A 21,670-nucleotide genomic window follows, 5' to 3' on the forward strand; every position below is an offset into this window, starting at 1 on the left:
TTCTCGAAGGTGTAGGCGGTCTCGAGGTAGCTGGCCTTCGACTTGAACGCCGAGCCGAAGTCGACCTCCGGAGCGGCGACCGCGGTCGCGCCGAGGCTGGCGATGGTGTCCTTCAGCGCGACGACGTGCGCCTCCTCGTCGGCCTGGATGTCCTCCAGGTACGACTTCGCCTTGCCGGTGAGGAGGTCGGCCTGGTTGCCCTGGCGGTAGAACTCGGCCTCCAGGTACTCCAGCGTCAGGGCGTAGTTGAGGACGTCGACGGGACCGCTGAAGTCGTCGGCGGCGAAGGCCCACTTGGTGCCCAGCATCTGCAGCCCGACGGCGGCGGGGATGACGGCGGCGGTGCCCTTGATCAGGTCTCTGCGGTTGATCATGATGTGTCTGCCTTCTCTCAGGACTTGATGAACGGGCCGGCGGCCTTGAGCACGGCCTTCATGGACTTGTTCTTCTCGAACGACGCCGGGAAGGGGTTGCCGCCCAGCAGGTCGGCCACCACCGCGGCGTGCCGGGACTCGACCCCGGCGATCGACGCGGCCGCGGCGAGGATGTCGCCGTCCTCGATCCGGGCGACCTGGCCGTGGTAGGCCGTGACGCCCAGCTCCTCGAACGTCGACGCCGTCGTGAGGAAGGTCTTCTTGTCGTCGAAGGTGCCGTCGGGGTAGGTGAACTTCGGCTTCGCGGCCGGCTTGCCGCCGAGGGACTTGACCGTGTCGGTCAGCACCGCGACGTGCTCCTTCTCGTGGTCCCCGATCGGGGTGACCAGATCCAGGTCGCGACCCTTCAGGGCCCCGCCCTCGATGCCCTGGGCGTAGAAGTCCGCCTCCAGGTACTCCAGCGTCAGCGCGTAGTTGAGGATCTCCAGGTCGTTGGCGGAGGCGTCGGCCAGCGCCAGCTTGTCGCGCTGGGACAGGGCCACCAGGGTCGAGCCGAAGCCGACGACGGCGGCGGCGCGGAGGAACCGGCGGCGCTGGCCCTCGTCGCCGAAGGTCATCACCGGGCGGCCGCCGAAGACCTGGGCGGCCGGGTCGAGCTGGTCGACCGGGGTCGGGGGAACGTTCTCGTGGTTCATGCAGAGGTGTCTCTCTGTGAGGGGACGTGCTGATGAGCGTGCGTGCCATCGGCCGGCTCCCCGAGAGCTGGCGCTGCGTGAACGGGCGTCCGAGTGCTACCTCCCGCCCTTGCTGTCGGACTTCTTCACCGGACCCGTGGTGCTCGCGCGCACCACGATCCGGAAGACGGGGTGACCCTCGGGGTGGCAGGCGAAGAGGGTCAGGTTGTGGCTGGCCGGGTCCTTCGCCGGCTTCAGCACGAACGCCGGGTACTCGGCCTCCGGCACGATCGTGGTGTCCAGCACCTTGAACGTCGTCGCCTTGCCCTTGCCGACGGAGACCGTGATCTTGTCCCCGGCGCGCAGCAGGTTCAGGTACTTGAACGGGGCGGTGTGGGTGTTGCGGTGCCCCGACAGCACGGCCGTCCCGGCGTCGCCGGGCAGCGCGGTCCCCGGCCAGTGCCCCGGCCCGCGCTCCAGCACCGACTCGTACACACCCTCGCCGTAGGCGACGTCCAGCCCGATCCGCGGGATCGTGATCCGCCCGACCTTCCGGTACTTCCCCGGCTTGGTGGACACCGACGCGGCCTGCTTGGCCGACACCGGCTTGTCGTATCCCTGCCCGGCCGGGTCCGCGAGCTCCTTGCCCAGCGCCGCCACCACCGCCGCGGATGGGGCGGCGCGCACGCGCTTCCGGGGGCCCTGTGCGGCGACCGCCTGCGAGATGACGGCCGAGGGGTCGGCGGACGGGTCGGCCACGGGGGCCTGCCACGAGACCACCCACGGCGCCACGGCGCAGACGGGGACCAGCAGGGCCAGCAGGTAGGTCGAGACACGACGTCGCAGGGGCGGCGTCAACCGTCGTCGGGGGAAGCTCACGTGCACGCGGCTCTCACGGCGGATGGACCGCCGAACTGGCTGACGGCAGCAACACCGCAGCGCTCGAATCCCCGAGCCATGACCAGCACCGGCAACCTAGCACCCCATTGAGCCGCGCACGACCATCTGGCGCGACAAGGGGTGCCGCGGGTGCTGGCGCGAGGCTCAGCTCCACGCCGGTGACCGCGGCAGGCTGCTGCCGAGAACCGGGTACCCCCGGCGCGGCGTGGCAGGATCACGTGGTGACCCAGAGCCCTGCCCGGCCTGCTCCCGCGGTGGCCCTGGGGCCCCTCGCGGCCGCCGGCCTCGTCTTCTTCGCCTCCGCCGGGGTGCTCGTCGTCGAGATCGTCGCCCTGCGGCTGCTCGCGCCGCACTTCGGGCTCACGCTGGAGACCAGCACGATGGTGATCGCCGTCGCCCTGGCGGCCATCGCGTCCGGCTCGTGGACCGGCGGGCGGCTGGCCGACCGGGTGCCGCCGCTGGGCCTCGTCGGACCCCTGATGGCGGTCTCGGGAGCGGTGGTCGCGCTGACGCCGGCGCTGGTCCGGACGACGGCGGCCACCGGGTCGGACTTCCTGCTCACGGCCGTCGCCACGCTGGTGATCTTCGTCCCCGGCACGTTGCTGGCCGCGGTGACGCCCTTGATCACGAAGCTCTCCCTGCACAGCCTCGAGCTCACCGGCACCGTCGTCGGCCGGCTGTCGGGGATCTCGACGGCGGGCTCCATCGTCGGCACGGTGCTCACCGGGTTCGTGCTGATCACCCGGGTCCCGGTGAGCGGCATCATGATCGGGCTCGGGGTGGCGCTGGTCGTGGTCGCCGTCGTCCTCATGGGGTTCCGCCGCCGGCGGCTGGTGGTGCTGCCCGTCGCGGCCCTCGTCCTCGGCGGCCTCGGCGTCGCGACCGTGCCGAGCGGCTGCGACCTGGAGACCGCCTACCACTGCGCCGCGGTCTGCGCCGACCCCGAGCGGCCCAGCGGGCGGACGCTGGTGCTGGACGGCGCCTCGCACTCCTACGTCGACCTCGACGACCCGACCCACCTCGAGTTCGACTACGTGCGCGGGGTGGTCGCGACCATCGACAGCGCCTTCCCGGCGGGGGCCCCGCTGCGGGCGCACCACCTGGGCGGCGGCGGGCTGACGGTGCCGCACCACCTGGCGGCCACCCGTCCGGGCACCCGCAGCACGGTCAGCGAGATCGACCCGGGCGTGCTCCGGCTCGACCGCGAGCAGCTGGGTCTGGGCCCCGACGACGGCATCGAGCTCACCGTCGAGGACGCCCGGCTGGGCCTGGGGCGGATGGGTGACGCGAGCGTCGACGTCGTCGTCGGCGACGCGTTCGGCGGGGTGAGCGTCCCCTGGCACCTGACGACCCGGGAGACGGTGGGGGAGATCCACCGCGTGCTCGACGACGACGGGGTGTACGTGCTCAACGTCATCGACTCGGGCTCGATGGCCTTCGCCCGGGCCGAGGCGGCGACCCTGGCCGGCGTCTTCGACCACGTGGCCGTGGCCTCGGAGCCCGCGGTCGTCGACCGGACGAACGGCGAGAGCGGGGCGAACGTCGTGCTCGCCGCCTCCGACCGCCCGTTGGACGCCGCCGACGTCGAGGCGCGGCTCCGGGCGCTGGGGACGGACTGGTCGGTGGTCGCGGACGAGCCCGCGGCGGCCTGGTGGGGTGACGCGGTCAGCCTCACCGACGACTACGCCCCGGTCGACCAGCTGCTGGACCCCTACGGCAGCTGAGCGGTACCGCACACGCTCGTGGCGGCCCGTCCCGGCCGCGAGGTCGGGCAGGATGGGGCCATGAGCGAGCCGCTGGACGAGGACGCCCCCGCGCTGGCGGCCGTGGCCGCCGACGCCACCACCCTGCTGGAGGCCTCGACCGACGACGGGGTCGGTCACCCGGGCCTGGAGGGCCTCGGCGACGCCGAGGACGTCGTCACCCAGCTGAGCCGGCTCGCCGAGGAGCTGCAGCGGACGATGACGCACCTCGGCGACTACCTCGACGAGAGCTCCTCCGGCCGCGACCACCCGCGTCCGGGGCTGGGGGCGGCCCGGCAGGCCCTCGGCGACGTCCGGGTGGTGGCGGCCGAGATGGCGCAGCTGCTCCGGGTGGCCGAGCAGGCCCTGCTCGAGGCGCGCACCGCCCGCTGAGGTCGGGCTCGGCGCTGTCGGCTCAGCCCACCTGCGGCGGCAGGGAGGGCCAGCGCGCGGACGCCCAGTCCGACCACGTCGCGTGCGGTGGAGGCACCGGCGGGACCGCGCCGCCGGCCAGCTCGACCGCGTCGGGCACCTCGAACTGCTCCTGCCACTGCACCAGCTCGGCGTCGGTCATCAGGAACTCGCCCGGCCCGGCGTCGTAGCGCGCCGCGACCCGCCGGCGCTGCTCCGCCGGCTCCACCGGGAGGTAGACCACCTCGGGGTGGATCCCGCGCGCCGCCGCGATCCAGCGCAGCGCCGACCGCTCGTCGCGGCCCCACAGGCCGAAGTCCAGGACGACGTCGAGCCCCCGCTCGGCCGCGCGCAGCCCGACCTCGACGAGCTTCCCCTCGATCCGGTCGCGGTGCGCGACCCGCTCGGCCGCGCGCCAACCCTCGGGGTCGTCGTCGGCGAAGACCGCCCTGAGCCAGTCGTCCGGCGTCAGCCGCAGGGCGCCGACGGCGACCTCCAGCTCCCGGGCGCGGGTGGTCTTGCCGGCTCCGGGCAGCCCGACGACCAGGTAGAGGGTCACCGTGCCGACGCTAGTCCCGGTGGCCGGGCGGGGAGGGAGGTCCGGGCCCGGGGTGCCATGACAGTGCACCCCTCAGGTCTCCTCCCGGGGCCGCGGCCGTCCTACGGTCGACGACGGACGGCCTCCCGGAGGTCGGTCCGGACCGCCGGTCCCCGAAGCCCCAGGAGGAACCCGATGACCGAACCCGCCCCGCAGCGCCGCCAGGTCGGCGGCGGCCGCCGCGCGATCGGCGACCTCGCGCCCAAGCTGGCCGAGCTCACCGACGACGTCCTCTTCGACGACGTCTGGAACCGGCCCGGGCTGGCCGCCCGCGACCGCAGCCTCGTCACGGTCGCCGCGCTGGTGGCCGGCGGCGACGCCGCCCAGCTGACGTTCCACCTCGACCACGCCCGCAAGAACGGCGTGACCGAGACCGAGCTCGTCGAGGCCATCACCCACCTCGCCTTCTACGTCGGCTGGCCCAAGGCCATGACCGCGGTCGGCGTCGCCCGGCAGGTCTTCGGCGGCTGACCGCCCGCTCCGCCCACCGCACCGCCCCTCCGAGAGGAACCCTGTGAGAGCCACCCTGATGTACTCCTCCGGCGACGTCCGCGTCGAGGACGTCCCCGACCCCACCATCACCGCCCCGACCGACGCCCTGGTCCGGGTCACCCACGCCTGCGTGTGCGGCTCCGACCTGCACCCCTACCACGACCTCGAGGAGACCCCCGGCGGACGGCGGATGGGCCACGAGGCCATCGGCGTCGTCGAGGAGGTCGGCGAGCAGGTCACCACGCTGTCCGTGGGTGACACCGTCATCGTCCCCTTCGCCTGGTCCGACGGCACCTGCGCCTTCTGCCGCGACGGCATCACCACCTCCTGCGTCCACGGCGGCTTCTTCGACGGCGCCGCCTCGGCCACCCAGGCCGAGCTCCTGCTCGTCCCCTACGCCGACGGCACCGCCGTCGTCATCCCGGCCGGGACCGACGAGTCGCTGATGCCCTCGCTGCTGACCCTGTCCGACGTCTACCTGACCGGCTACCACGCCGCCCGCCAGGGCCAGGTCGGCCCCGGGACGACCGTGACCGTGATCGGCGACGGCGCCGTCGGCCTCTCCGCCGTGCTCGCCTCCAAGCAGCTGGGCGCGGAGACGATCATCCTGATGGGCCGGCACACCGCCCGCACCGACCTCGGCCGGGAGTTCGGCGCCACCCACGTCGTCGCCGAGCGCGGTGAGGAGGGCGTCGCGAAGGTCCTGGAGATCACCGGCGGCGAGGGCTCGCACGTGGTCCTGGAGGCCGTCGGCCACATGCCCGCCTACGAGCAGGCCTACGGCATCGTCCGGCCCGGCGGCGTCATCTCCCGCGTCGGCGTCCCGCAGTACGAGGACGCCGCCGTCGGCTTCGCCTCCCTGTTCGGCAAGAACGCCACCCTCACCGGCGGCCCGGCCACCGTCCGCGCCTACCTGGAGGCCGCGATCCCGCAGGTCCTCGACGGCACCATCGACCCCGGCCGGGTCTTCGACCGCGAGCTGCCCCTCGAGGACATCGCGGAGGCCTACCGGCTGATGGACTCCCGCGAGGCCCTCAAGGTGCTGATCCGGCCGTGAGCGCGCTGACCGGGCGTCCCGCGACGACGCCGTCCTCGATCCGACCCCGCCCGGGAGCCCCCGCATGAAGATCCTCACCCCCCAGCCGTCGACCCAGGGCCCGGCAGCGTGGTTCACCGGCGTCGTGCACTTCGACGTCATCGCGCCCGGGGACCAGGCGCGCGGCAAGGTCAACGCCGTGCACTTCACCCCCGGCGCCCGGACCGCCTGGCACCGCCACCTCAACGGCCAGACCCTGCACGTCACCCAGGGGATCGGGCTGACGCAGTCCCGCGGTGGCGAGATCATGGTGATCCGCCCCGGCGACACGGTCTGGTGCCCGCCCGGTGAGTGGCACTGGCACGGCGCCGCCCCCGACCACCACATGACCCACCTGGCGATCTGGGACGGGATCGCCGAGGGTCAGGAGGGCGTCGAGACCGAGTGGGCCGACCACGTCACCGACGAGGAGTACCAGCAGCGCTGAGGGGTCGGCATCAGGCGCCCAGCAGGCCGAGCACCGCGCGGTGGTCGGCGGCCAGCGTCCGCAGCCGCTCCCGGAGCTCCGCGTCCCGGCCGGGGCCGACGTGCCACGGGAGCGCCTCCACGCCCTGCACGAAACGGGTGAGCTGCAGCTCGGTCCACGCATCCTCGACCGGGGACGGGACCCGGCCCGGGCCGGCCAGGTGGCCGAGATAGGCGACGAACAGGGCGCGGTCGGTCGGGGCGGCGGTGAGCCCCGGGGCGGCCAGCAGGTTGGCGATGTCGGCGAACCGGGCCCGCTCGGCCAGGGTCGCCAGGTCGAGGACGACCAGCATCCCGTCCTCGGTCCGGCCGACCTGCTGCACCGCGAGCTCACCGTGGGTCAGCGCCCTCGGCAGCCCCCGGTGCACGGGGAGCGCACGCCGGTAGGTGTCGAGCCACGGGGCGCCGGCGTGCTCCGCGTGCAGCGCGCCGACCCGGTCGAGGGCCCTGGCGAGCAGCCGCTCGAACGTGTCCTGGGGCTGGCCCGGTCGGGTCCGGGCGATCGCGGGCGGGACGTCGGTCACCGCGTTCAGGGCGGCCGTCAGCCGCAGCAGGTCGTCCACGTCGGCCCGGGCGACCCCGATCGTCGGGAGGAGCTCCAGGCCGAGCACCTCCTCGTGCTCCCGTTCGACGCACACCGCCAGCCGCGGCACGGGGACGCCCCGGCGGGCGAGGAACCGGTGGCGCTCGCCCTCACGGGCCTCGTGCGGGTTCCGCTTGAAGAAGAGGGTGGTCCGCCGGGGGTGACCGGCCGGCGCCTCGTAGGACAGGGTGGTGATCACCGACGGGTGCCCTCCCTGGTGCTCGCCGCGCTTCACGTGCGACTCGGCCGCCCGGCGGCGGACCGCCCCGGCGGGCAGGACGTCCACGAGGTCGGACCAGGTCAGGCCGAAGGGCAGCGGACCCGGCCGCGGCGACGGCAGCGGGGCCGGGCTGAGGTCCTCCGGCTGGCTGCCCACGGTCCTTCGGCCCGCCGGCCTCAGCCCGCCTGTCCCCGCTGGCGCAGCACGAGCTCGCAGAACATGGCGTCGGACCAGGAGAACCACGGGCGCGTGAAGTCCTCCGGGGCGTCGGGGTCGAAGGACTCGTGCATCCGGCCCGTGCCCGCGGTGGTGGCGGCGAGGGTGTCCAGGCAGGCGCGGCTCTCGGCCGGGTCGAGGGTGGTCAGCCCCTGCACCGAGAGGGCGATCGGCCAGACGTAGCCGGGCGGGGTGTGCGGGCTGCCGACGCCGGCCGCGCGGGCGCCGCGGTAGAAGTACGGGTTGGCGGGGGAGAGGACAAAGGCGCGGGTGGCGAGGTAGCGGGGGTCGTCCGCCGCCAGGTAGCCCGTCAGCGGGGCGGAGAGCAGGCTCGGCATGTTCGCGTCGTCCATCAGCAGCTGGTCGCCGCGGCCGTCCACCTCGTAGGCGTAGACGCGGCTGCCGTCGGGCAGGGTCGCGACGCCGTAGGTCTCGACCGCCTCCCGGACGGTGCGGCTGAGGCGGAGCGCCCGCTCCGCCAGCGCCGGGTCGTCGAGGAACTGGTCGGCGATCTCGGCGATCTGGCCGGCGGCCACGGCGACGAACATGTTGCCGGGGATGTTGTAGCCGAGCTCGCACGCGTCGTCGCTGGGACGGAACCCGCTCCAGACCAGGCCGCACGGGGCCGTCTCGCGGCCCCGGCCCTCCCGCACCAGCGTGTCGGTCGGCGGGCCGTCGAGGCGCTGGAAGCGGTAGGAGGACCGGGCCTCGTGGTCCTGCTCCGTCTCGAGGGTGTCCAGGACGGCGCGGAACGCGTCGCGCGCCACCGCGTCGAGGTGGTCGGTCCGTCCGGTGGTCCGCCACAGCTGGTGGGCCAGGTCGACGGGGAAGCAGAGCGAGTCGAGCTCGAACTTGCGCTCCCAGGTGACCGGGCCGGCGTCGGTGAGGTCGTCGGCGTGCCGGCTGGTGCGGACGTCGGTGAAGGAGTTGGCGTAGGGGTCGGTCAGCAGGAACAGCAGCTGGCGGCGCAGCACCCCGAGCAGCAGGTCCTGCAGCGCGGGGTCCTCGGCGCAGAGCAGCACGTACGGACGGAGCTGGGCGGCCGAGTCCCGCAGCCACATGGCGGGGATGTCCCCGGTGAGCACGAAGACCGTGCCGTCCTCGCGCACCTGGGCGACCTCGCGCAAGTTGGTCGCCATGGCGTGCCGGAAGATCTCGACGACCTCCGCGGGCAGCACGGCCGTCAGGTCGCGCACCGCGTCCGCGAGCGGCCGCGGCTCGGGCACGGCGTCGGTGCTGGTCGCGGGCGGGGTGGGCGGCTGCGGTGCCGCTCCGGGCTCGTTCGACGACATCGCGGGACGACCTCTCGGGTGCGGGGGGAGCAGCGGCTCAGGTGCGGAGATGTCTACCAGAGTGCCCCGGCCGAGCGGTCCGCTCGGGCCCGCCGCGTTGCCGGCGACGGCGGCGCAGCGACGAGCGGAGGACGGGGAAGGGCGGGGTTTCCGACATTCCTGGTGCTCGCTCTCCCCCTTTCCGACGTCTTCTCCGCGCTTTTCTGCCACCTTCTGCGCATGAGGGAGAACGGCTGCGGTCGTGTATCTTCATCTCTCCGACGGGGGTCGACCACGAGAACAGGAAAGGCCGGTGCCCGGTGCAGGTGGACGAAGAGGGCCGTCGTCTCGAGGCCCTGAGGGCCCTCGACGCCCTCGACGTCGAGGAGCCGGACGCACGCTTCTCGTCGATGGTGCTCATCGCCCAGCACTGGTTCGACCTGCCGATGGTCAGCATCACCCTGGTGGACGCCGACCGGCAGTGGCGGGTGGCCTCCTACGGGCCCCTGGCCCGCCAGACCGGCCTGGAGGGCGCGATCTGCCCGGTCGCCATGCACGCCGAGGACGTGTTCGTCGTGGACGACACCGCCCGGGACCCCCGGTTCGCGCCGGCCGCGGACGCCGTCGGCCCCGTCATCCGGTTCTACGCGGGCGCGCCGCTGCACGCGCCGACCGGTGAGGCCGTGGGGTCGTTCTGCGTCATGGGCCCGCGCCCCCGCAGCTTCAGCCGAGCCGACCGGGACGTGCTCGAGGACCTCGGGCGCTGGGTCGAGCAGGAGCTGGGGCGCGGCGTCCGGCCGCAGACCCGGACGTCGCCCTAGCCCCGGGCGGGGTGGGCGCGGAGGCGGCCGGCGACCGTCAGGTGTCACCGGCCTGAGCTCCGCAGCCGAGCTCCCCCAAGACTGCGGGGCCTGGAGCAGACGGTAGAGGCCGCCCGCTCGCCCGGTGGTGCATCACGCGTGATCGTGACCTCGGTCCGCCGTGCTCGAGTCCAAGGTCCCGACCTGGTCACGGAGCCGGTGGGCCGGCCTGCGCCGGGTCACGGGGTGGGTGGACCGGCCTGCGCCGGCCGGGACGGGTCAGCCCGGGTCGGAGTCGGGACGACCTGTGCGCGGACGGACTACGCGACCTTCTTCTTCGTGGGGGCGAACCGCTCGGGCACGCCCGGCCCGATGGCGCCGCTCCGGAGGAGGCTGAGCCGCTCGGTCAGGAGCTCCTCGAGCTCGGCCACGGAGCGCCGCTCCCGCAGCATGTCCCAGTGGGACCGGACCACCTTGGCGGGCTCCTCGACGGCTCGCTCCCCGTCGGAGCGGAGGGCCGGCGCCCAGCACCGGGGGCAGTCCCAGTCCAGGGGCAGCGCGGCCTCGGTCGAGAAGGTGACCGTGAAGTGGTGCTGCGCCGGGCAGTCGAAGTCGAGCTCCAGGCGTGGGGACAGGGTGACGTCCCGGTCGTTCTCGTGGCTCTTCGACCCCAGGCCGGTGGCGTTCATGGTGCGGCTGCGCATAGCGGTTCTGCTTTCGGTGACGCAGGAGAAGGGTGCTGGCCGCACCCCACCTACCCGGCCCACGGTAGGTGCAGAGGCGGCTAACGCCTAACAGACGGGGCCGAGCGGGGTGGCCGCGCCGGTCAGCGGGCGGTCGAGGTCGGGGTGAGCACGACCTTGCCGGCGACGGTGCGGCTCTCGGCCAGCGCGAGCGCCCGGGCCGCTTCCTCCAGCGGGAACCGTGCGGCGATCTGCGGCACGAGGTCGCCGGACGCGAGCAGCGCGGCGACGGCCGCGAAGGCCGTGTGCTGGCGGGCCCGGAACCGCTCCGCGCGGCGGCGGCCCGCCCAGAAGTTGTAGAAGGTCGCGCGCCGGCCGTCGGGCACCGCGTTCCAGACCGCGAGGCGGGCGAACAGCAGGAGCACGGGCAGCTGCGCCGGGCCGGAGGCGTCCTTCGTCGCCGCCGTCCCGTAGGACACGAGGACGCCTCGGCGGCCGACGTGGCGCCAGGACCTGCGGATCCCCGCGCCCCCGACGTGGTCGAAGACGGCGTCGACGCCGTCGGGGGCGAGGGTGTCGACCTGCTCGTGCAGGGCCGGGTCGGCGGCGTCGAGCGGCTCGGCGCCGAGCCGGCGGAGCAGCGCGTGGTGGCGGGGGGCGGCCGTGCCCAGCACCCGGAGGCCGGCGTGCCGGGCCAGCTGGACGAGCGTCGAGCCGACCCCGCCGTTGGCGCCCAGCACGAGGACGGTGCCGCTGGCCGGCACCCGCGCGACGTCGTGCAGCATCTGCCACGCCGTGACCCCGTTGACGAGCACCGTCTCGACGGCGGCCGGGTCCAGGCCGTCGGGGACGGGCAGGGCGTCCGCGGCGTCGACCTCGACGTGGCTGGCCCAACCGCCGGTCCCGGTCACCGCGGCCACCCGACGGCCCCGGAGGTCGTCCGCCACCCCTGGTCCGGTGGCGACCACGGTGCCGACGAGGTCGTAGCCCGGGACGAAGGGGAAGGCCGGCTGGTCGTAGTACTTCCCGCGCCGCATCTGCTGCTCGGCGAAGGAGACGCCGGTGGCCCCGACCTCGACGACCACCCGGCCGGCGGCCGGCGCCGCGAGCGGGACGGACCGGACGACGAGCCCGTCGGGCGCGACCAGGCCGGGCAGCACGACCTCCGTGCGCGTGCGGGGGGACGTCGACCCGGACGGGGCGGACGAGCGGGGTGCGGTGGTCATCGGGGCTCCTAGGTTTACAGGCGATTACCCAAGGACCGTACGCCAGGGGTAAACGGATGTAAAGTCTTCGGTGTGAGCGACCTGGAGACACCGGCCCGGCGGACCCGCAACCCCCGCGGGGAGGGCGACCGGCTGCGGAGCGAGATCGTCGCGGCGGCCACCGTCCTGCTGCAGGAGGGGTCCGCGGCCGCCGTCACGCTGCGCGCCGTGGCCCGTGGGGCCGGCATCACCGCACCCGCCATCTACCGGCACTTCCCCGACGTCGACGCCATCCTGCGCGCGGTCGTGGACACGGCCTTCGCCGACCTCGAGCGGCGGCTGCGCGCGGCCCAGGAGAGCAGGGAGGACCCGGTCGGGAGGCTGCGCGCCGTGAGCCGCGGCTACCTCGACTTCGCCCGCCAGCAGCCCGAGCACTACCGGCTGATGTTCGGCGGGGCGTGGGACGCGTCGGCCGGCGCCGACGACGTGCAGCGGGCCGACCGGGCGAGCATCGGGATGGACGCGTTCCAGGTGCTCGTCGACGTGGTCGCGGGCTGCGTCGAGGCGGGCGCCTCGGCCGGCGACGACGCCTTCGCCGACGCGTCCGCGCTGTGGGTCGGCCTGCACGGGCTGGCCGGGCTGCGGCAGACCACCCCGCTGTTCCCCTGGCCGCGCGGCCTCGAGGACGACCTCGTCACGACGCTGACCCGCCTGATCCCGGCGGGGGAGCGGACGGCGTCGAGCCGCCGTCCTTGACCGCTCAGCGCTGACCGGGCGGGCTCTCCCCGCGGGGGCCGGTCCACGGGGGTGGCCGGACCGGCGAGGATGACCGCATGGAGATGGCTGGCGACACCCTGCAGAAGGCCCTGAGGATCAACCTCGACCCGCGCTGGTACGGCACGGTGGCCGAGATCGGGGCGGGCCAGGAGGTCGCGCGCTGGTTCTTCCGCGCCGGCGGGGCGGCCGGGACGATCGCCAAGTCGATGTCGGCGTACGACATGGCGGTCTCCGACGCCGTCTACGGCAAGTCCCAGCGCTACGTCTCGCTGGGCCGGCTGCAGGCGATGCTCGACCACGAGCTCGAGCTCAACGTGGACCGGCTCTCCCCGAGCCGCGGCGACGACACCTGCTTCTTCGCCTTCGCCGACACGGTGGTGGCCCGCAGCTACGCCGGCGGGAACGAGTGCCACGGCTGGATGGGCGTGCGCTTCCAGGCGCACCCGATGGACGAGCCCAACCAGATCGTCGTGCACGTGCGGATGCTCGACGACGACGCCAGCCTCCAGCAGGAGGCCCTCGGCATCGTCGGGGTGAACCTCCTGCACGCCGCGTTCTTCGAGCGCCAGGAACCCGAGGACATCGTCCAGAGCCTGCTGGACAAGCTCTCCACCGGTCGCATCGAGATCGACATGATCCAGTTCACCGGCATCGAGTTCCGCCACGTCGACAACCGGCTGATGGCGCTGGAGCTGGTGCGCCTCGGGCTGTCCGGCGTCGCGATGTTCGGTCCCGACCGCGAGGTCCTGCAGCCCAGCGAGGTGCTGCGCAAGCACGCCGTCCTCGTCGAGCGCGGCAGCTTCCGGCCGCCCACCGTGGTGAACATCGACATGCTCGACTGCGCGCGGGAGAAGTTCGAGCAGGACCCCGCCGTCGCCGGCAAGCCCGTGCTGGCCCTGGCCGAGCTCTCGATGCGGAACCTGCTGGCCGGGGGGACGGTCGACCGGCGGGACTTCCTCGCCCGGGCCGACCTGCTGGCCGCCTGCGGGATGACGGTGCTGATCTCGGACTACTTCGAGTACAACCGGCTGGCCCAGTACCTGGCCGCCCGCACGACGGAGCGGATCGGCATCGTCATGGGCGTGCCGAGCCTGGCCGACCTGTTCGACGAGGCGAACCACACCCAGATGCAGGGCGGGCTGCTGGAGAGCCTCGGCCGGTTGTTCAAGAACGACCTCAAGCTGTTCGTCTACCCGATGGTGCGGACCGAGGACGGGACGGTCGTGACCGTCGAGGACCTCGACGTCGGGCCCGGTACGCAGCTGCTGTTCGACTACCTGGCCCGGCGCGGCAGCTTCGTGCACCTCGACCAGTTCGAGCCGCAGTACCTGCCGATCATGTCCCGCGACGTCCTGCGGCGGATCGCCTCCGGGGACCAGGCCTGGGAGGACATGGTGCCGCCGGCCGTGGCCGAGCTGATCAAGAAGCGCGCCTTCTTCGGCTACCGGGCTGCGGTGGCCTGAGCCGGGGCGCGCGGCCGGGTCTGCCCGGGACGGCGCGGGCCGGTTCAGCCGCCGAACGCCCGCTCCCACAGGTCGTGCCGGTCGTAGAAGGCGCGCAGGGCGTCCAGCTCGACGACCGCGTCGGCCGGGTCGGTGACGACCGGTCCGGCGGCCCACCAGTCGGCGCCGGGCAGGCCGGACGACGCGTAGAGCCGCGACCCGGGCGGCACGGGCTGGGCCGGGTCCCGCAGCCGGGCGACGACCTCCCCGTGCGCCGGCTCCCACAGCCGGACGGCCCCGGCCTCCTCCGGGCCCAGGACCACGGCGTCGAACCACCGCCAGACGACGGCGCTGTCGCCCGCCCGGGTGGCCACGGCGACCAGGTGCCCCGGCCGCACCCGCTCCGTCCTCGGGGCGGGGACGGTGGCCGCGAACCGCGTCGTCACCGCCTCGTGCCCGGTGTGCAGCTCGCACGCGTCCTCGGCGACGCGGAGAACCACGGCGCAGCGGAGGTCGGCGGCGGCGTCCTCGGCACGGGTCAGTCCCACCACAACCACCACTCCCGGCTCCCGGTCATCTGCGTCAACGCCTCGAGGGTCTCCACGCCCTGGTCGACGACGTCGGGGCAGTAGGCGTACAGCTCGGCGGCGGCCCGCAGCCGGCTCGGCGCGTCGGCCGGCGGACGGGTGACCAGCAGCTGGGCCACGTCGCGGGTGAGCCCGAACAGCTCGACGCCGAACAGCCCGGCCCAGCGGCCGAGGACCGCGGTGTGCTCCGCGCCGTGCACCTCGTGGTTGACGGCGCCGTCCCAGCCGAGCAGCTCCGGGACCACCCAGCCCGCCCGGGCGGGCACCAGGACCAGGGTCGTCGGCTGCTCCGAGCTGGCGACCACCTGGGCCGGGGTGCGGACGTCGGCGACGACCTCGGGCACCGGGCCGCGCCCCACCAGCTCACCGGTCGCGCCGGCGTCCCCGGCCGCATCCTCGAGGTCGGCGGCCGCGAGCCGGCGCAGCAGGGCACGGGTGTCGTGGACGGTGAGCGGCGCCTCGTAGGGCTCCAGCTCGACCGCCTCCCAGAACGCCTCGTCGACCAGCACCGGCCACAGGCCGGTCCGGCCGAACCGGGCCCGGTGGTCGACCCAGAGCTCGCCGGGGTGCTCGCCCGGGTCGAGGGGCCGCGACCAGACGAGGTGCCCGGTCCCCGGGGTCCGTCGCGCCCGGAACGGGGCCTGGGCACCCGCGGGGGCCGGGGGGACGTCGGGCCACCGGGCGGGCGGGTCGGGGGGAGCGGCGTCGAGCAGCTCGACCAGCGTCGGCCCGGGGTGGGTGCTCACCACGCGAACCTACGCCGCGGCCGGGGTCGCGCCCGCCCCGGTGCGCGGGCGCCGGCTCAGCGTGCGGGGGCCGGCGCGGACGCCCGCGCCCGGAGTCCCTGGTCGAGGAAGTCGACGAGCCAGGTGAAGCTGTCGTCGACGTCGGTGTCGATCTGGAAGCTGCCGAGCGCCTCCAGGGTCGCGAAGCCGTGCAGGACGCTGCGGAGCATCCGCAGCGCGTGCACCTGCTCACCGGGGTCGAGGTGGTAGCCGTGCAGCATCGCCGTCCAGGACGCGAGCACCCGGCCGACGGCCGGCACGAGCGGGTCGTCGTCGCCGCTGACCTCGGCGGCGTTGCCCGCGGCGTAGCGCCCGGGGTGGGCGAGCACGTAGCGCCGCATGGCGTGCGCGCCGGCGAGCAGCGCCTCGCTGCCCGAGCGGCCCTGGGTCGCGTCGCGGATCGCGTCGGCCAGCTCGTGCATGCCCAGCACGGCGATCCGGTGGGCCAGGTCGGCCTGTCCGGAGACGTGCTTGTAGAGCGAGGGGGTCTTCACGCCGAGGCGCCCGGCCAGCAGGGCCATGCTCAGCTGGTCGAACCCGACCTCGTCGACCAGGTCGGCGGCGGCCGCTGTGACCGAGGCGGGCGCGAGCCCGGCCCTAGGCACGGGTGAGCGTCCGGGTGAGGAAGGGCAGGGTCAGCGCGACGACCTGGTCGGGGGTCTGGGCGTGGGGGTAGTGGCCGGCGCCGTCGATCACGACGACCTCGCCGAGCCCGGTGGGCAGGTCGGCGACGATCTTGTCGCCCTCGGCCCGCGGGTCGGCCCAGTCGGGGTCGAGGCTGCCCTCGACCACCAGCACGGGGCAGGTGACGTGGGCTAGCTGGGCACCGGCGTCGGTCGGGGGGCTCCCGGCCATGGCCTTGAGGACCGCCATCCGCCCGGGCTCGCGCAGCTTCTCCTCGATCCGGCCCAGGGCGGCGGTCCAGTCGGACGGCTTGTCGGGGTAGGCCAGGTCGAGGTAGCGCGTCCAGGCGGACAGGCTGCCCAGCGCGAGGGTGAGGCCCAGCTGCACCGTGCCGGCGCGGTGCCGACGGACCCGCAGCAGGCCGCCGACCGAGACCGACTGCTTGCGGGTGAAGGGCGCCAGCTCGACGACGCCCGCGACCAGCTCGGGGGCGGTGGCGGCCGCGATGGTGGCCGCGCCCCCGCTGATCGACTGGCCGACGAGGACGGCCGGGCCGCCCAGGTGGCGGACGAGGGCGACCAGGTCACCGGCGATGGCGGTGCGGCTGTAGTCGTCCCAGCCGAGGCTGGAGTCGCCGCAGCCCCGGAGGTCGACGTTCGCGACCCGGTACCCGGCCGCCACCAGGGCGGGGACCATGAAGCGGTAGGCGTGGCGGCTGTCGCCCATCCCGTGCGCGAGGACGACCAGGGGGCCCTCGCCGCTCAGGTCGTAGGCGAGGGTGCCGCCGTCGAGGGTCAGGTTCTCGGTCATGGTGTCCTCCGGTTGGCTAATAACGTTAGCCCGGAACCTAGGGGCAGTAGCCGAACCTGTCAAGGGCCTCGTCGAGGGCCGCCGTCGGAGCGCACCCGGTCAGGCGTTCCCCTCCCTGTCGTCCTCAGGCGCGGTCGTGCAGCGCTACGTGGTAGCCGTCGGGGTCGGCGAAGGTGAAGGTCCGGCCGAAGGGCCCGTCGACGGGGGCAGAGACGACGGTGTGGCCGGCGGCGACCAGGCCGTCGTGGACCGACTGGACGTCGGTGGCGTGCAGCCAGAGCGCGACGCCGGTGCCGGGCCGGGCGGCGTCGAGGTCGGTGCCGGGGACGACCTCGCGCAGGGCGAAGGCGACGGGCCGGGTCTGGAAGGCGACCGCGTGCGGCGGCCCGGCCGGGGAGCGGACGAGGCCGAGGTGGCGCTCGTAGAAGGCCTGCGAGGCGGCGAGGTCGCGCGCCTGCAGGGAGATGAAGTCGGGTCCGGTGACGGGCACGGGTTGCTCCTCTGGTTGTGTCAGTTGTCTGACACGCACCACTGTATGTCAGGATGCTGACATGAGTCGACGTGGTGCCGGCATCCACCTGGAGACGTCGGTCGGCTACCTGCTCAAGGAGGCCTCGAGCGCGCTGCGGCTCGCGATGGAGGAGGCGCTGCGGCCGCTCGGCATGACGATCACGCACTACTCCTGCCTGGAGCTGCTGGGTCAGCGACCGGGGCTGTCGAGCTCGGAGCTGGCGCGGGGGGCGTTCGTGACCCGGCAGTCGATGAACGTGCTGCTGCGCACTCTGGAGGAGGAGGGGCACGTGACCCGGCCGGCGGAGGCGCCGGTGGGCAAGGTGCTCCCGACGCGGCTCACCCTGCGCGGCCGGCGGCTGCTGGCCCGGGCGACCGTCGCGGTCCGCGAGGTCGAGGTGCGGATGCTCGACGGGCTGACCGAGGAGGAGCAGGCCGACGCCGCGCGGCTGCTCCGCGGGATGGCCCGCTCCCTGTCCGCGGGTTGACGACGCCCCCGCCTCAGGGTGCGGGCAGCAGGTCGTCCGGCGTGCCGTCCGGCAGCGACCCGTCGGGCTCCAGGGTCAGCTAGGTCGTGACGTCGAGGCGGCGGAGGAACGCGTCGTCGTGGCTGACGACGAGCAGGCCGCCGCGGTAGGACGCCAGCGCCCCGACCAGCTGGTCCAGCGTCTGCAGGTCGAGGTCGCGGGTGGGTTCGTCGACGGGTGCGGGGGCCTCAGCGGCCGGGGCGTCGCCGCCCTCAGCCATCGAGCAACTGCCCGTCGGGCGCCAGGCAGCGGTGCACGGTCCGGGCGCTGACCAGCGGCTCGACCGCCTCGGTCGAGGTCGCGAGCCGGCCGCCGCGCTGTTCGCACGCGTGCGCCAGCCGGCCCTGGTGCAGCACGGGGACGACGAGGCCCAGCAGGACGGCGGCGAGCAGGGCGGCGGCGAGGAGCGCCGCGGTCCGGGCGCGCTGGCGTCGCGGGGTCCTGGTCGGGCCGTGCGGGGGAGCCATGCCACCACCTCTCTCCGTCGGCGTCGACGGTGACGCGTTGATCGTCGCAACCCGGCCTCGTGCCGGGTCCTCTTCCCGGGAGCGTCCCGTCAGGGGAGCATGTCGTCGCCGAGCACGCGGTCCAGCGCCGCCCGGCCGGCCGGGCCCCAGGCGGGCTTCCCGCCGGGCAGGCCGCGGTCCCCGTTCTGCCCCATGTGCAGGAGGAAGAGGCTCTTGAGCGCGGCCATCCCGCGGGCCCGCCGGACGGTCGCCGCGTCGGCGGCACCGTAGGCGGCGAAGAAGCGCGAGGCCGCCCCCGCCGGGAGCAGCACCCAGGCGGCGGCCAGGTCGACGGCCGGGTCGCCGGCTAACAGGTCGCCGAAGTCGAGGACCCCGGACAGCGTGCCGTCGGCGACGACGACGTTCGCCGGGTGCAGGTCCCCGTGCACCCACACCGGCGGACCCGCCCACCCGGGCGCCGCGGCGGCATCGTCCCACAGCGCCCGGAGGGCGTCGGCGAGGGGGGCGACCACGGCGGCGTCGAGGGCACGGAGAGCGTGCTCGACGCCGGTGGCGCCGTCGCGGGGGAGCAGGCCGCGGCCGCTCCGGTCGGCGGGCGCGTCGGCGGGAGCCGGGACGTGGAGGGCCCGGAGGAAGGCGGCGAGGGCGTCGGCCGCGTCCTCACCGCGGGTGATCGAGCCGCGGTCCAGCGGGGTGCCCGGCACCCAGGTCATGACGGTCCACAGCTTCGCGGAGCGCGCCGACGGGGCGCCGTCGCGCACCGGGACGGGGACCGGCAGCGGCAGGCGGGGCGCCAGCAGGGGCAGCCACCGCCGCTCCGCCAGCTGCGGGCCTGGGTCGGTGTCCATGCGCTGGATGCGTACGGCCAGGTCGTCCCCGAGCCGCCACATCTGGTTGCCCCAGCCGCCGTCGACCGGCCGGAGGGGCAGCCCGGCCAGATCGGGGTGCTGGTCTCGCAGCAGGGCGCGGACGAGGTCCGCGGTGACCTCCGTCGCGCTCATGCGGAGAGACGATACGGACGGGTCCGCGGACTTGTCGGGGGCGGGCGCCGCGCGGTGTCCGTGTCCTGGGGCAGCGCGCAGCGGGGCGACGGCCCGACTGTGCGCTCGGAGTCGCCGGCGGAGCAACACCTCGCCCCGCGCGAGTGCGCACGTCAACAGGTCTCGCAGCCCACTAGACCTGCGGACGCGCGCACTCGACGTCGACCCGGCCCGGCCCGGAGCTCGGCGAGTTCTGGTGGGGTCAGGTCGCGGGCTAGCCCTGGGGAGCGGTCTCCGGCAGCGCAGGACCTGGGCGGCGGCCACCGCGTCGGCCATGATGAGACGAACGGGTGGGGGAGGTGCGGCCGTGGACCGCGAGCACGACGACCGACCGGACCCGGACCGGCTGCCGGCCTCCGCCGCACACCCCGGGGCGGGCGAGCTGGTCACCGAGCGGTTCCCCTACGACGGCGGGCGTGAGGTCACGGTGCACGTCCCCTCCGGTCGCCCGGAACTTGTCGTGCACGCGGGCGACGGCGAGCTGGTCGCCCGCTGGGGCGGCCTGCTCGAGGCGGCCGGGCTGCCGCCCACGTTGGTCGTCGGCGCGCACCGCACCGCCGACCCGGACGAGCGGGCGCGCCTCCGCGAGTACTGCCCCGTGATCGACCCGGAGCGCTTCGCCGCGCACGAGGAGTTCCTGGTCGGCGACGTGCGCCGCTGGGTCCGGTCCCGCTTCGGCGTCGACCTGCCGCCGGCGCGCACCGCCGTCTGCGGGGTGTCGGCGGGCGGCGAGCTCGCCCTGGCCCTGGGGCTGCGGCACCCGGACGTCTACGGCACGGTCCTCTGCGCCTCGCCGGGCGGCGGCTACCTCCCGCCGGCGGTGCTGCCGCGGCCGCTCCCGCGCACCTACCTCGTCGCCGGGACCGAGGAGCCGTGGTTCCTCGAGAACGCCACCCGGTGGGCGGACGCCCTGCGCGGCGCGGGCGCCGAGGTTGTGCTGGCCGAGCGGTCCGGCGAGCACGGCGGACCCTTCTGGGCGGCCGAGTTCCCGCGGATGGTGGCGTGGGCGTTCGGAGCTTGCTGACCTCGCCCGCCGCTCGGCACAGTCCCCGCGCTCGTCCGTCCGGGGACGGCGGGCTCTGCTCCTCCACGGGTGCGGTGCTCACCTGCCCGCGAGGGTGCGGAGCGGCCACGGTGGTCTCCCTAGGATGTGGCCATGTCGTCGCCCGGTCCCGAGATCAACATGAAGGACGTGGCCGGCCGGGCCGGCGTCGCGATCTCCACCGTCTCCCGGGCGCTCAGCGGCGCTCCCGGGGTCTCGACCGCCACCCGGACCCGGATCGAGGCCGCGGCCGCCGAGCTCGGCTACGTCATCTCGCCGGCGGCCTCGAACCTGGCCGGCGGGGCGACGAAGCGGGTGGCCATCGTCGTGCCGCACCTCGCCCGGTGGATCTGCGCCGCCATGGTCGAGTCCCTGGAGGTGCGGCTGCGGGCGGCGGGCTTCGAGATCCTGATCTACCAGGTCGAGGACGCCGACGCCCGGCACCGGTTCTTCGCCCAGCTGCCGGCGCGGCGCAAGGTCGACGCGGTCGTCGTGGTGTGCCTGCCGGTGAGCGACGCCGAGCGGGCCCGGCTCGACCTGATGGGGGTGCAGGTGCTCGCCGCCGGGGGTCAGATGGTCGACTACCCGTTCGTCTGCATCGACGACTTCGAGGCCGCCCGGCAGGCCGTCGACCACCTCGTGCTGCTCGGGCACCGCCGGATCGCGATGATCGACGCCTACGACGAGGAGATCGTGGACTGGCCGCGCGAGTCCATCCGGCACGACGGGTACCGGCAGGCTCTGGCCGCCCGGTCGATCGAGGTCGACGACCAGCTCACCGTGCGCAGCGGCTGGGGCGGCGAGGCGGCCGCCGCGGCGATGGCCGCCCTGCTCAGCCTGCCCGAGCCTCCGACGGCGGTCTTCGCGCACTCCGACGAGGTGGCGCTGGGCGCGGTCCGCACGATCCGGCGCGCCGGGCTCCGCGTGCCCGAGGACCTGTCGGTCATCGGCATCGACGACCACCCCTTCGCCGCCCTGACCGACCTGACGACGATCGAGCAGCCGGTGGCGCTCATCGCCACCCAGGCCGCCGAGCTGCTGCTCGACCTGCTCGGCGGGGTCGCCGCGCGGACGCAGGTCAAGGTGCCCACGCGCCTGGTGCCGCGGGCCACCACCGCGCGCCCCCGGGACGCCCTCGTCTGATCGGACCTCGGGCAAACGTTTGCGATCAAGCCCAGGGCTCGAAGCGAATCCGACCAGATCTTTTCGCTCTGCTGCTACGCAAACGTTTGTTGACAGGTGGAGCTGCGACGGACAGGATGGCCAGGCCGTCGCACCGGAGCGCGCTCCTCGCGCCCCCGTCCCCGCGAGCGGCTCCTCCGACGAAAG

27 protein-coding genes are annotated in these 21,670 nt (G+C 74.6%); 11 read left to right on the forward strand and 16 right to left on the reverse strand.

Annotated features, from left to right (window positions below; translation table 11 throughout):
- The 3 genes from JOF54_RS00005 to JOF54_RS00015 all read right to left on the reverse strand — a co-directional run.
- Positions 1–374, reverse strand: a 374-nt coding sequence (locus JOF54_RS00005) for a ferritin-like domain-containing protein (protein WP_210051808.1), incomplete at its 3' end; no start/stop codon positions are given.
- 17 nt (positions 375–391) lie between these two features.
- The gene (locus JOF54_RS00010; RefSeq protein ID WP_210051809.1) at positions 392–1,069 is read right to left on the reverse strand and encodes a ferritin-like domain-containing protein; all 678 of its coding nucleotides are present in this window, start codon (positions 1,067–1,069) and stop codon (positions 392–394) included.
- 96 nt (positions 1,070–1,165) lie between these two features.
- Entirely contained in the window at positions 1,166–1,927 is a 762-nt protein-coding gene (locus JOF54_RS00015; RefSeq protein WP_210051810.1) for a sortase, read from the reverse strand.
- A 242-nt stretch (positions 1,928–2,169) separates the two neighbouring features.
- Here JOF54_RS00015 and JOF54_RS00020 point away from each other — a divergent pair, with 242 nt between their 5' ends.
- Both JOF54_RS00020 and JOF54_RS00025 read left to right on the forward strand, forming a co-directional pair.
- Positions 2,170–3,672, forward strand: coding sequence for a fused MFS/spermidine synthase (locus JOF54_RS00020; RefSeq protein ID WP_307803677.1), 1,503 nt, complete (start codon positions 2,170–2,172; stop codon positions 3,670–3,672).
- Positions 3,673–3,732: 60 nt separating this feature from the next.
- Entirely contained in the window at positions 3,733–4,083 is a 351-nt protein-coding gene (locus tag JOF54_RS00025) for a hypothetical protein (protein WP_210051813.1), read from the forward strand.
- A gap of 22 nt (positions 4,084–4,105) precedes the next feature.
- Here JOF54_RS00025 and JOF54_RS00030 read toward each other — a convergent pair whose 3' ends face one another.
- Positions 4,106–4,660: a P-loop nucleotide/nucleoside kinase family protein gene (locus JOF54_RS00030; protein ID WP_210051814.1), complete on the reverse strand. Its 555-nt coding sequence runs from the start codon at positions 4,658–4,660 to the stop codon at positions 4,106–4,108.
- A gap of 174 nt (positions 4,661–4,834) precedes the next feature.
- Between JOF54_RS00030 and JOF54_RS00035 the strand changes: the two genes are divergently transcribed.
- From JOF54_RS00035 to JOF54_RS00045, 3 genes are all read left to right on the forward strand, one after another.
- Entirely contained in the window at positions 4,835–5,170 is a 336-nt protein-coding gene (locus JOF54_RS00035; protein WP_210051815.1) for a carboxymuconolactone decarboxylase family protein, read from the forward strand.
- A 43-nt stretch (positions 5,171–5,213) separates the two neighbouring features.
- Positions 5,214–6,248, forward strand: coding sequence for a zinc-binding dehydrogenase (locus JOF54_RS00040; RefSeq protein ID WP_210051816.1), 1,035 nt, complete (start codon positions 5,214–5,216; stop codon positions 6,246–6,248).
- A gap of 64 nt (positions 6,249–6,312) precedes the next feature.
- Positions 6,313–6,714 (forward strand): (R)-mandelonitrile lyase, encoded by a 402-nt coding sequence (locus JOF54_RS00045; protein WP_210051817.1) that lies wholly within the window; start codon positions 6,313–6,315, stop codon positions 6,712–6,714.
- Positions 6,715–6,724: 10 nt separating this feature from the next.
- Here JOF54_RS00045 and JOF54_RS00050 read toward each other — a convergent pair whose 3' ends face one another.
- Positions 6,725–7,711: a hypothetical protein gene (locus JOF54_RS00050; protein ID WP_210051818.1), complete on the reverse strand. Its 987-nt coding sequence runs from the start codon at positions 7,709–7,711 to the stop codon at positions 6,725–6,727.
- A 20-nt stretch (positions 7,712–7,731) separates the two neighbouring features.
- Positions 7,732–9,063 carry a glycoside hydrolase family 125 protein gene (locus JOF54_RS00055; RefSeq protein WP_210051819.1) on the reverse strand — a complete coding sequence of 444 codons (1,332 nt, stop codon included), beginning with the start codon at positions 9,061–9,063 and terminating at the stop codon, positions 7,732–7,734.
- A gap of 299 nt (positions 9,064–9,362) precedes the next feature.
- Here JOF54_RS00055 and JOF54_RS00060 point away from each other — a divergent pair, with 299 nt between their 5' ends.
- Positions 9,363–9,863, forward strand: coding sequence for a GAF domain-containing protein (locus tag JOF54_RS00060; protein WP_210051820.1), 501 nt, complete (start codon positions 9,363–9,365; stop codon positions 9,861–9,863).
- A gap of 299 nt (positions 9,864–10,162) precedes the next feature.
- On the opposite strand, the gene JOF54_RS00065 is transcribed toward JOF54_RS00060, so the two are convergent.
- Positions 10,163–10,546, reverse strand: coding sequence for an RNA polymerase-binding protein RbpA (locus JOF54_RS00065; RefSeq protein WP_210051821.1), 384 nt, complete (start codon positions 10,544–10,546; stop codon positions 10,163–10,165).
- A gap of 122 nt (positions 10,547–10,668) precedes the next feature.
- On the reverse strand, positions 10,669–11,751 hold the full coding sequence (locus tag JOF54_RS00070; RefSeq protein ID WP_210051822.1) for a zinc-binding dehydrogenase: 1,083 nt from the start codon (positions 11,749–11,751) through the stop codon (positions 10,669–10,671).
- Positions 11,752–11,823: 72 nt separating this feature from the next.
- Here JOF54_RS00070 and JOF54_RS00075 point away from each other — a divergent pair, with 72 nt between their 5' ends.
- Both JOF54_RS00075 and JOF54_RS00080 read left to right on the forward strand, forming a co-directional pair.
- Positions 11,824–12,486: a TetR/AcrR family transcriptional regulator gene (locus tag JOF54_RS00075; protein ID WP_210051823.1), complete on the forward strand. Its 663-nt coding sequence runs from the start codon at positions 11,824–11,826 to the stop codon at positions 12,484–12,486.
- 77 nt (positions 12,487–12,563) lie between these two features.
- A complete protein-coding gene (locus JOF54_RS00080; RefSeq protein ID WP_210051824.1) occupies positions 12,564–13,970 on the forward strand; it encodes a hypothetical protein in 1,407 nt (468 codons plus the stop codon).
- A gap of 44 nt (positions 13,971–14,014) precedes the next feature.
- Here the strand turns inward: JOF54_RS00080 and JOF54_RS00085 are convergent, their stop codons facing one another.
- From JOF54_RS00085 to JOF54_RS00105, 5 genes are all read right to left on the reverse strand, one after another.
- Positions 14,015–14,497: a hypothetical protein gene (locus JOF54_RS00085; RefSeq protein WP_210051825.1), complete on the reverse strand. Its 483-nt coding sequence runs from the start codon at positions 14,495–14,497 to the stop codon at positions 14,015–14,017.
- Entirely contained in the window at positions 14,488–15,282 is a 795-nt protein-coding gene (locus JOF54_RS21675; RefSeq protein WP_210051826.1) for a DUF4253 domain-containing protein, read from the reverse strand. Before JOF54_RS21675 ends, JOF54_RS00085 begins: the two co-directional genes overlap by 10 nt.
- A 56-nt stretch (positions 15,283–15,338) precedes the next feature.
- Positions 15,339–15,926: a TetR-like C-terminal domain-containing protein gene (locus tag JOF54_RS00095; RefSeq protein ID WP_210051827.1), complete on the reverse strand. Its 588-nt coding sequence runs from the start codon at positions 15,924–15,926 to the stop codon at positions 15,339–15,341.
- On the reverse strand, positions 15,919–16,755 hold the full coding sequence (locus JOF54_RS00100; RefSeq protein WP_210051828.1) for an alpha/beta fold hydrolase: 837 nt from the start codon (positions 16,753–16,755) through the stop codon (positions 15,919–15,921). Before JOF54_RS00100 ends, JOF54_RS00095 begins: the two co-directional genes overlap by 8 nt.
- Positions 16,756–16,879: 124 nt before the next feature.
- A complete protein-coding gene (locus tag JOF54_RS00105; RefSeq protein WP_210051829.1) occupies positions 16,880–17,245 on the reverse strand; it encodes a VOC family protein in 366 nt (121 codons plus the stop codon).
- Between the two features lie 61 nt (positions 17,246–17,306).
- On the opposite strand from JOF54_RS00105, the gene JOF54_RS00110 reads away from it, so the two are divergent.
- Positions 17,307–17,753 (forward strand): MarR family winged helix-turn-helix transcriptional regulator, encoded by a 447-nt coding sequence (locus tag JOF54_RS00110; RefSeq protein ID WP_210051830.1) that lies wholly within the window; start codon positions 17,307–17,309, stop codon positions 17,751–17,753.
- Positions 17,754–17,832: 79 nt separating this feature from the next.
- Here JOF54_RS00110 and JOF54_RS00115 read toward each other — a convergent pair whose 3' ends face one another.
- The 3 genes from JOF54_RS00115 to JOF54_RS00125 form a co-directional block, all read right to left on the reverse strand.
- Positions 17,833–18,012 carry a P-loop NTPase family protein gene (locus JOF54_RS00115; RefSeq protein ID WP_210051831.1) on the reverse strand — a complete coding sequence of 60 codons (180 nt, stop codon included), beginning with the start codon at positions 18,010–18,012 and terminating at the stop codon, positions 17,833–17,835.
- Positions 18,005–18,259: a hypothetical protein gene (locus JOF54_RS00120; RefSeq protein WP_210051832.1), complete on the reverse strand. Its 255-nt coding sequence runs from the start codon at positions 18,257–18,259 to the stop codon at positions 18,005–18,007. The genes JOF54_RS00115 and JOF54_RS00120 overlap by 8 nt, the downstream gene beginning before the upstream one ends.
- Before the next feature lie 89 nt (positions 18,260–18,348).
- Positions 18,349–19,260 carry a phosphotransferase gene (locus JOF54_RS00125; protein ID WP_210051834.1) on the reverse strand — a complete coding sequence of 304 codons (912 nt, stop codon included), beginning with the start codon at positions 19,258–19,260 and terminating at the stop codon, positions 18,349–18,351.
- Positions 19,261–19,606: 346 nt separating this feature from the next.
- Here JOF54_RS00125 and JOF54_RS00130 point away from each other — a divergent pair, with 346 nt between their 5' ends.
- Complete coding sequence (locus JOF54_RS00130; protein WP_307803679.1) at positions 19,607–20,323, forward strand: alpha/beta hydrolase; 717 nt, start codon at positions 19,607–19,609, stop codon at positions 20,321–20,323.
- Positions 20,324–20,455: 132 nt separating this feature from the next.
- Positions 20,456–21,484, forward strand: a complete 1,029-nt coding sequence (locus JOF54_RS00135; RefSeq protein ID WP_210051838.1) for a LacI family DNA-binding transcriptional regulator — start codon at positions 20,456–20,458, stop codon at positions 21,482–21,484.
- The last annotated feature ends 186 nt before the right edge of the window (positions 21,485–21,670 follow it).

The sequence above is a fragment of the Microlunatus capsulatus genome, assembly GCF_017876495.1.
GTDB classification, from domain to species: domain Bacteria; phylum Actinomycetota; class Actinomycetes; order Propionibacteriales; family Propionibacteriaceae; genus Microlunatus; species Microlunatus capsulatus.

Coding starts and splice junctions, on each gene's coding strand:
- JOF54_RS00010 (WP_210051809.1), bottom strand. CDS start 1,069: ATGAACCACGAGAACGTTCCCCCGACCCCGGTCGACCAGCTCGACCCG.
- JOF54_RS00025 (WP_210051813.1), top strand. CDS start 3,733: ATGAGCGAGCCGCTGGACGAGGACGCCCCCGCGCTGGCGGCCGTGGCC.
- JOF54_RS00035 (WP_210051815.1), top strand. CDS start 4,835: ATGACCGAACCCGCCCCGCAGCGCCGCCAGGTCGGCGGCGGCCGCCGC.
- JOF54_RS00045 (WP_210051817.1), top strand. CDS start 6,313: ATGAAGATCCTCACCCCCCAGCCGTCGACCCAGGGCCCGGCAGCGTGG.
- JOF54_RS00055 (WP_210051819.1), bottom strand. CDS start 9,063: ATGTCGTCGAACGAGCCCGGAGCGGCACCGCAGCCGCCCACCCCGCCC.
- JOF54_RS00065 (WP_210051821.1), bottom strand. CDS start 10,546: ATGCGCAGCCGCACCATGAACGCCACCGGCCTGGGGTCGAAGAGCCAC.
- JOF54_RS00070 (WP_210051822.1), bottom strand. CDS start 11,751: ATGACCACCGCACCCCGCTCGTCCGCCCCGTCCGGGTCGACGTCCCCC.
- JOF54_RS00080 (WP_210051824.1), top strand. CDS start 12,564: ATGGAGATGGCTGGCGACACCCTGCAGAAGGCCCTGAGGATCAACCTC.
- JOF54_RS00100 (WP_210051828.1), bottom strand. CDS start 16,755: ATGACCGAGAACCTGACCCTCGACGGCGGCACCCTCGCCTACGACCTG.
- JOF54_RS00110 (WP_210051830.1), top strand. CDS start 17,307: ATGAGTCGACGTGGTGCCGGCATCCACCTGGAGACGTCGGTCGGCTAC.
- JOF54_RS00115 (WP_210051831.1), bottom strand. CDS start 18,012: ATGGCTGAGGGCGGCGACGCCCCGGCCGCTGAGGCCCCCGCACCCGTC.
- JOF54_RS00120 (WP_210051832.1), bottom strand. CDS start 18,259: ATGGCTCCCCCGCACGGCCCGACCAGGACCCCGCGACGCCAGCGCGCC.
- JOF54_RS00125 (WP_210051834.1), bottom strand. CDS start 19,260: ATGAGCGCGACGGAGGTCACCGCGGACCTCGTCCGCGCCCTGCTGCGA.
- JOF54_RS00135 (WP_210051838.1), top strand. CDS start 20,456: ATGTCGTCGCCCGGTCCCGAGATCAACATGAAGGACGTGGCCGGCCGG.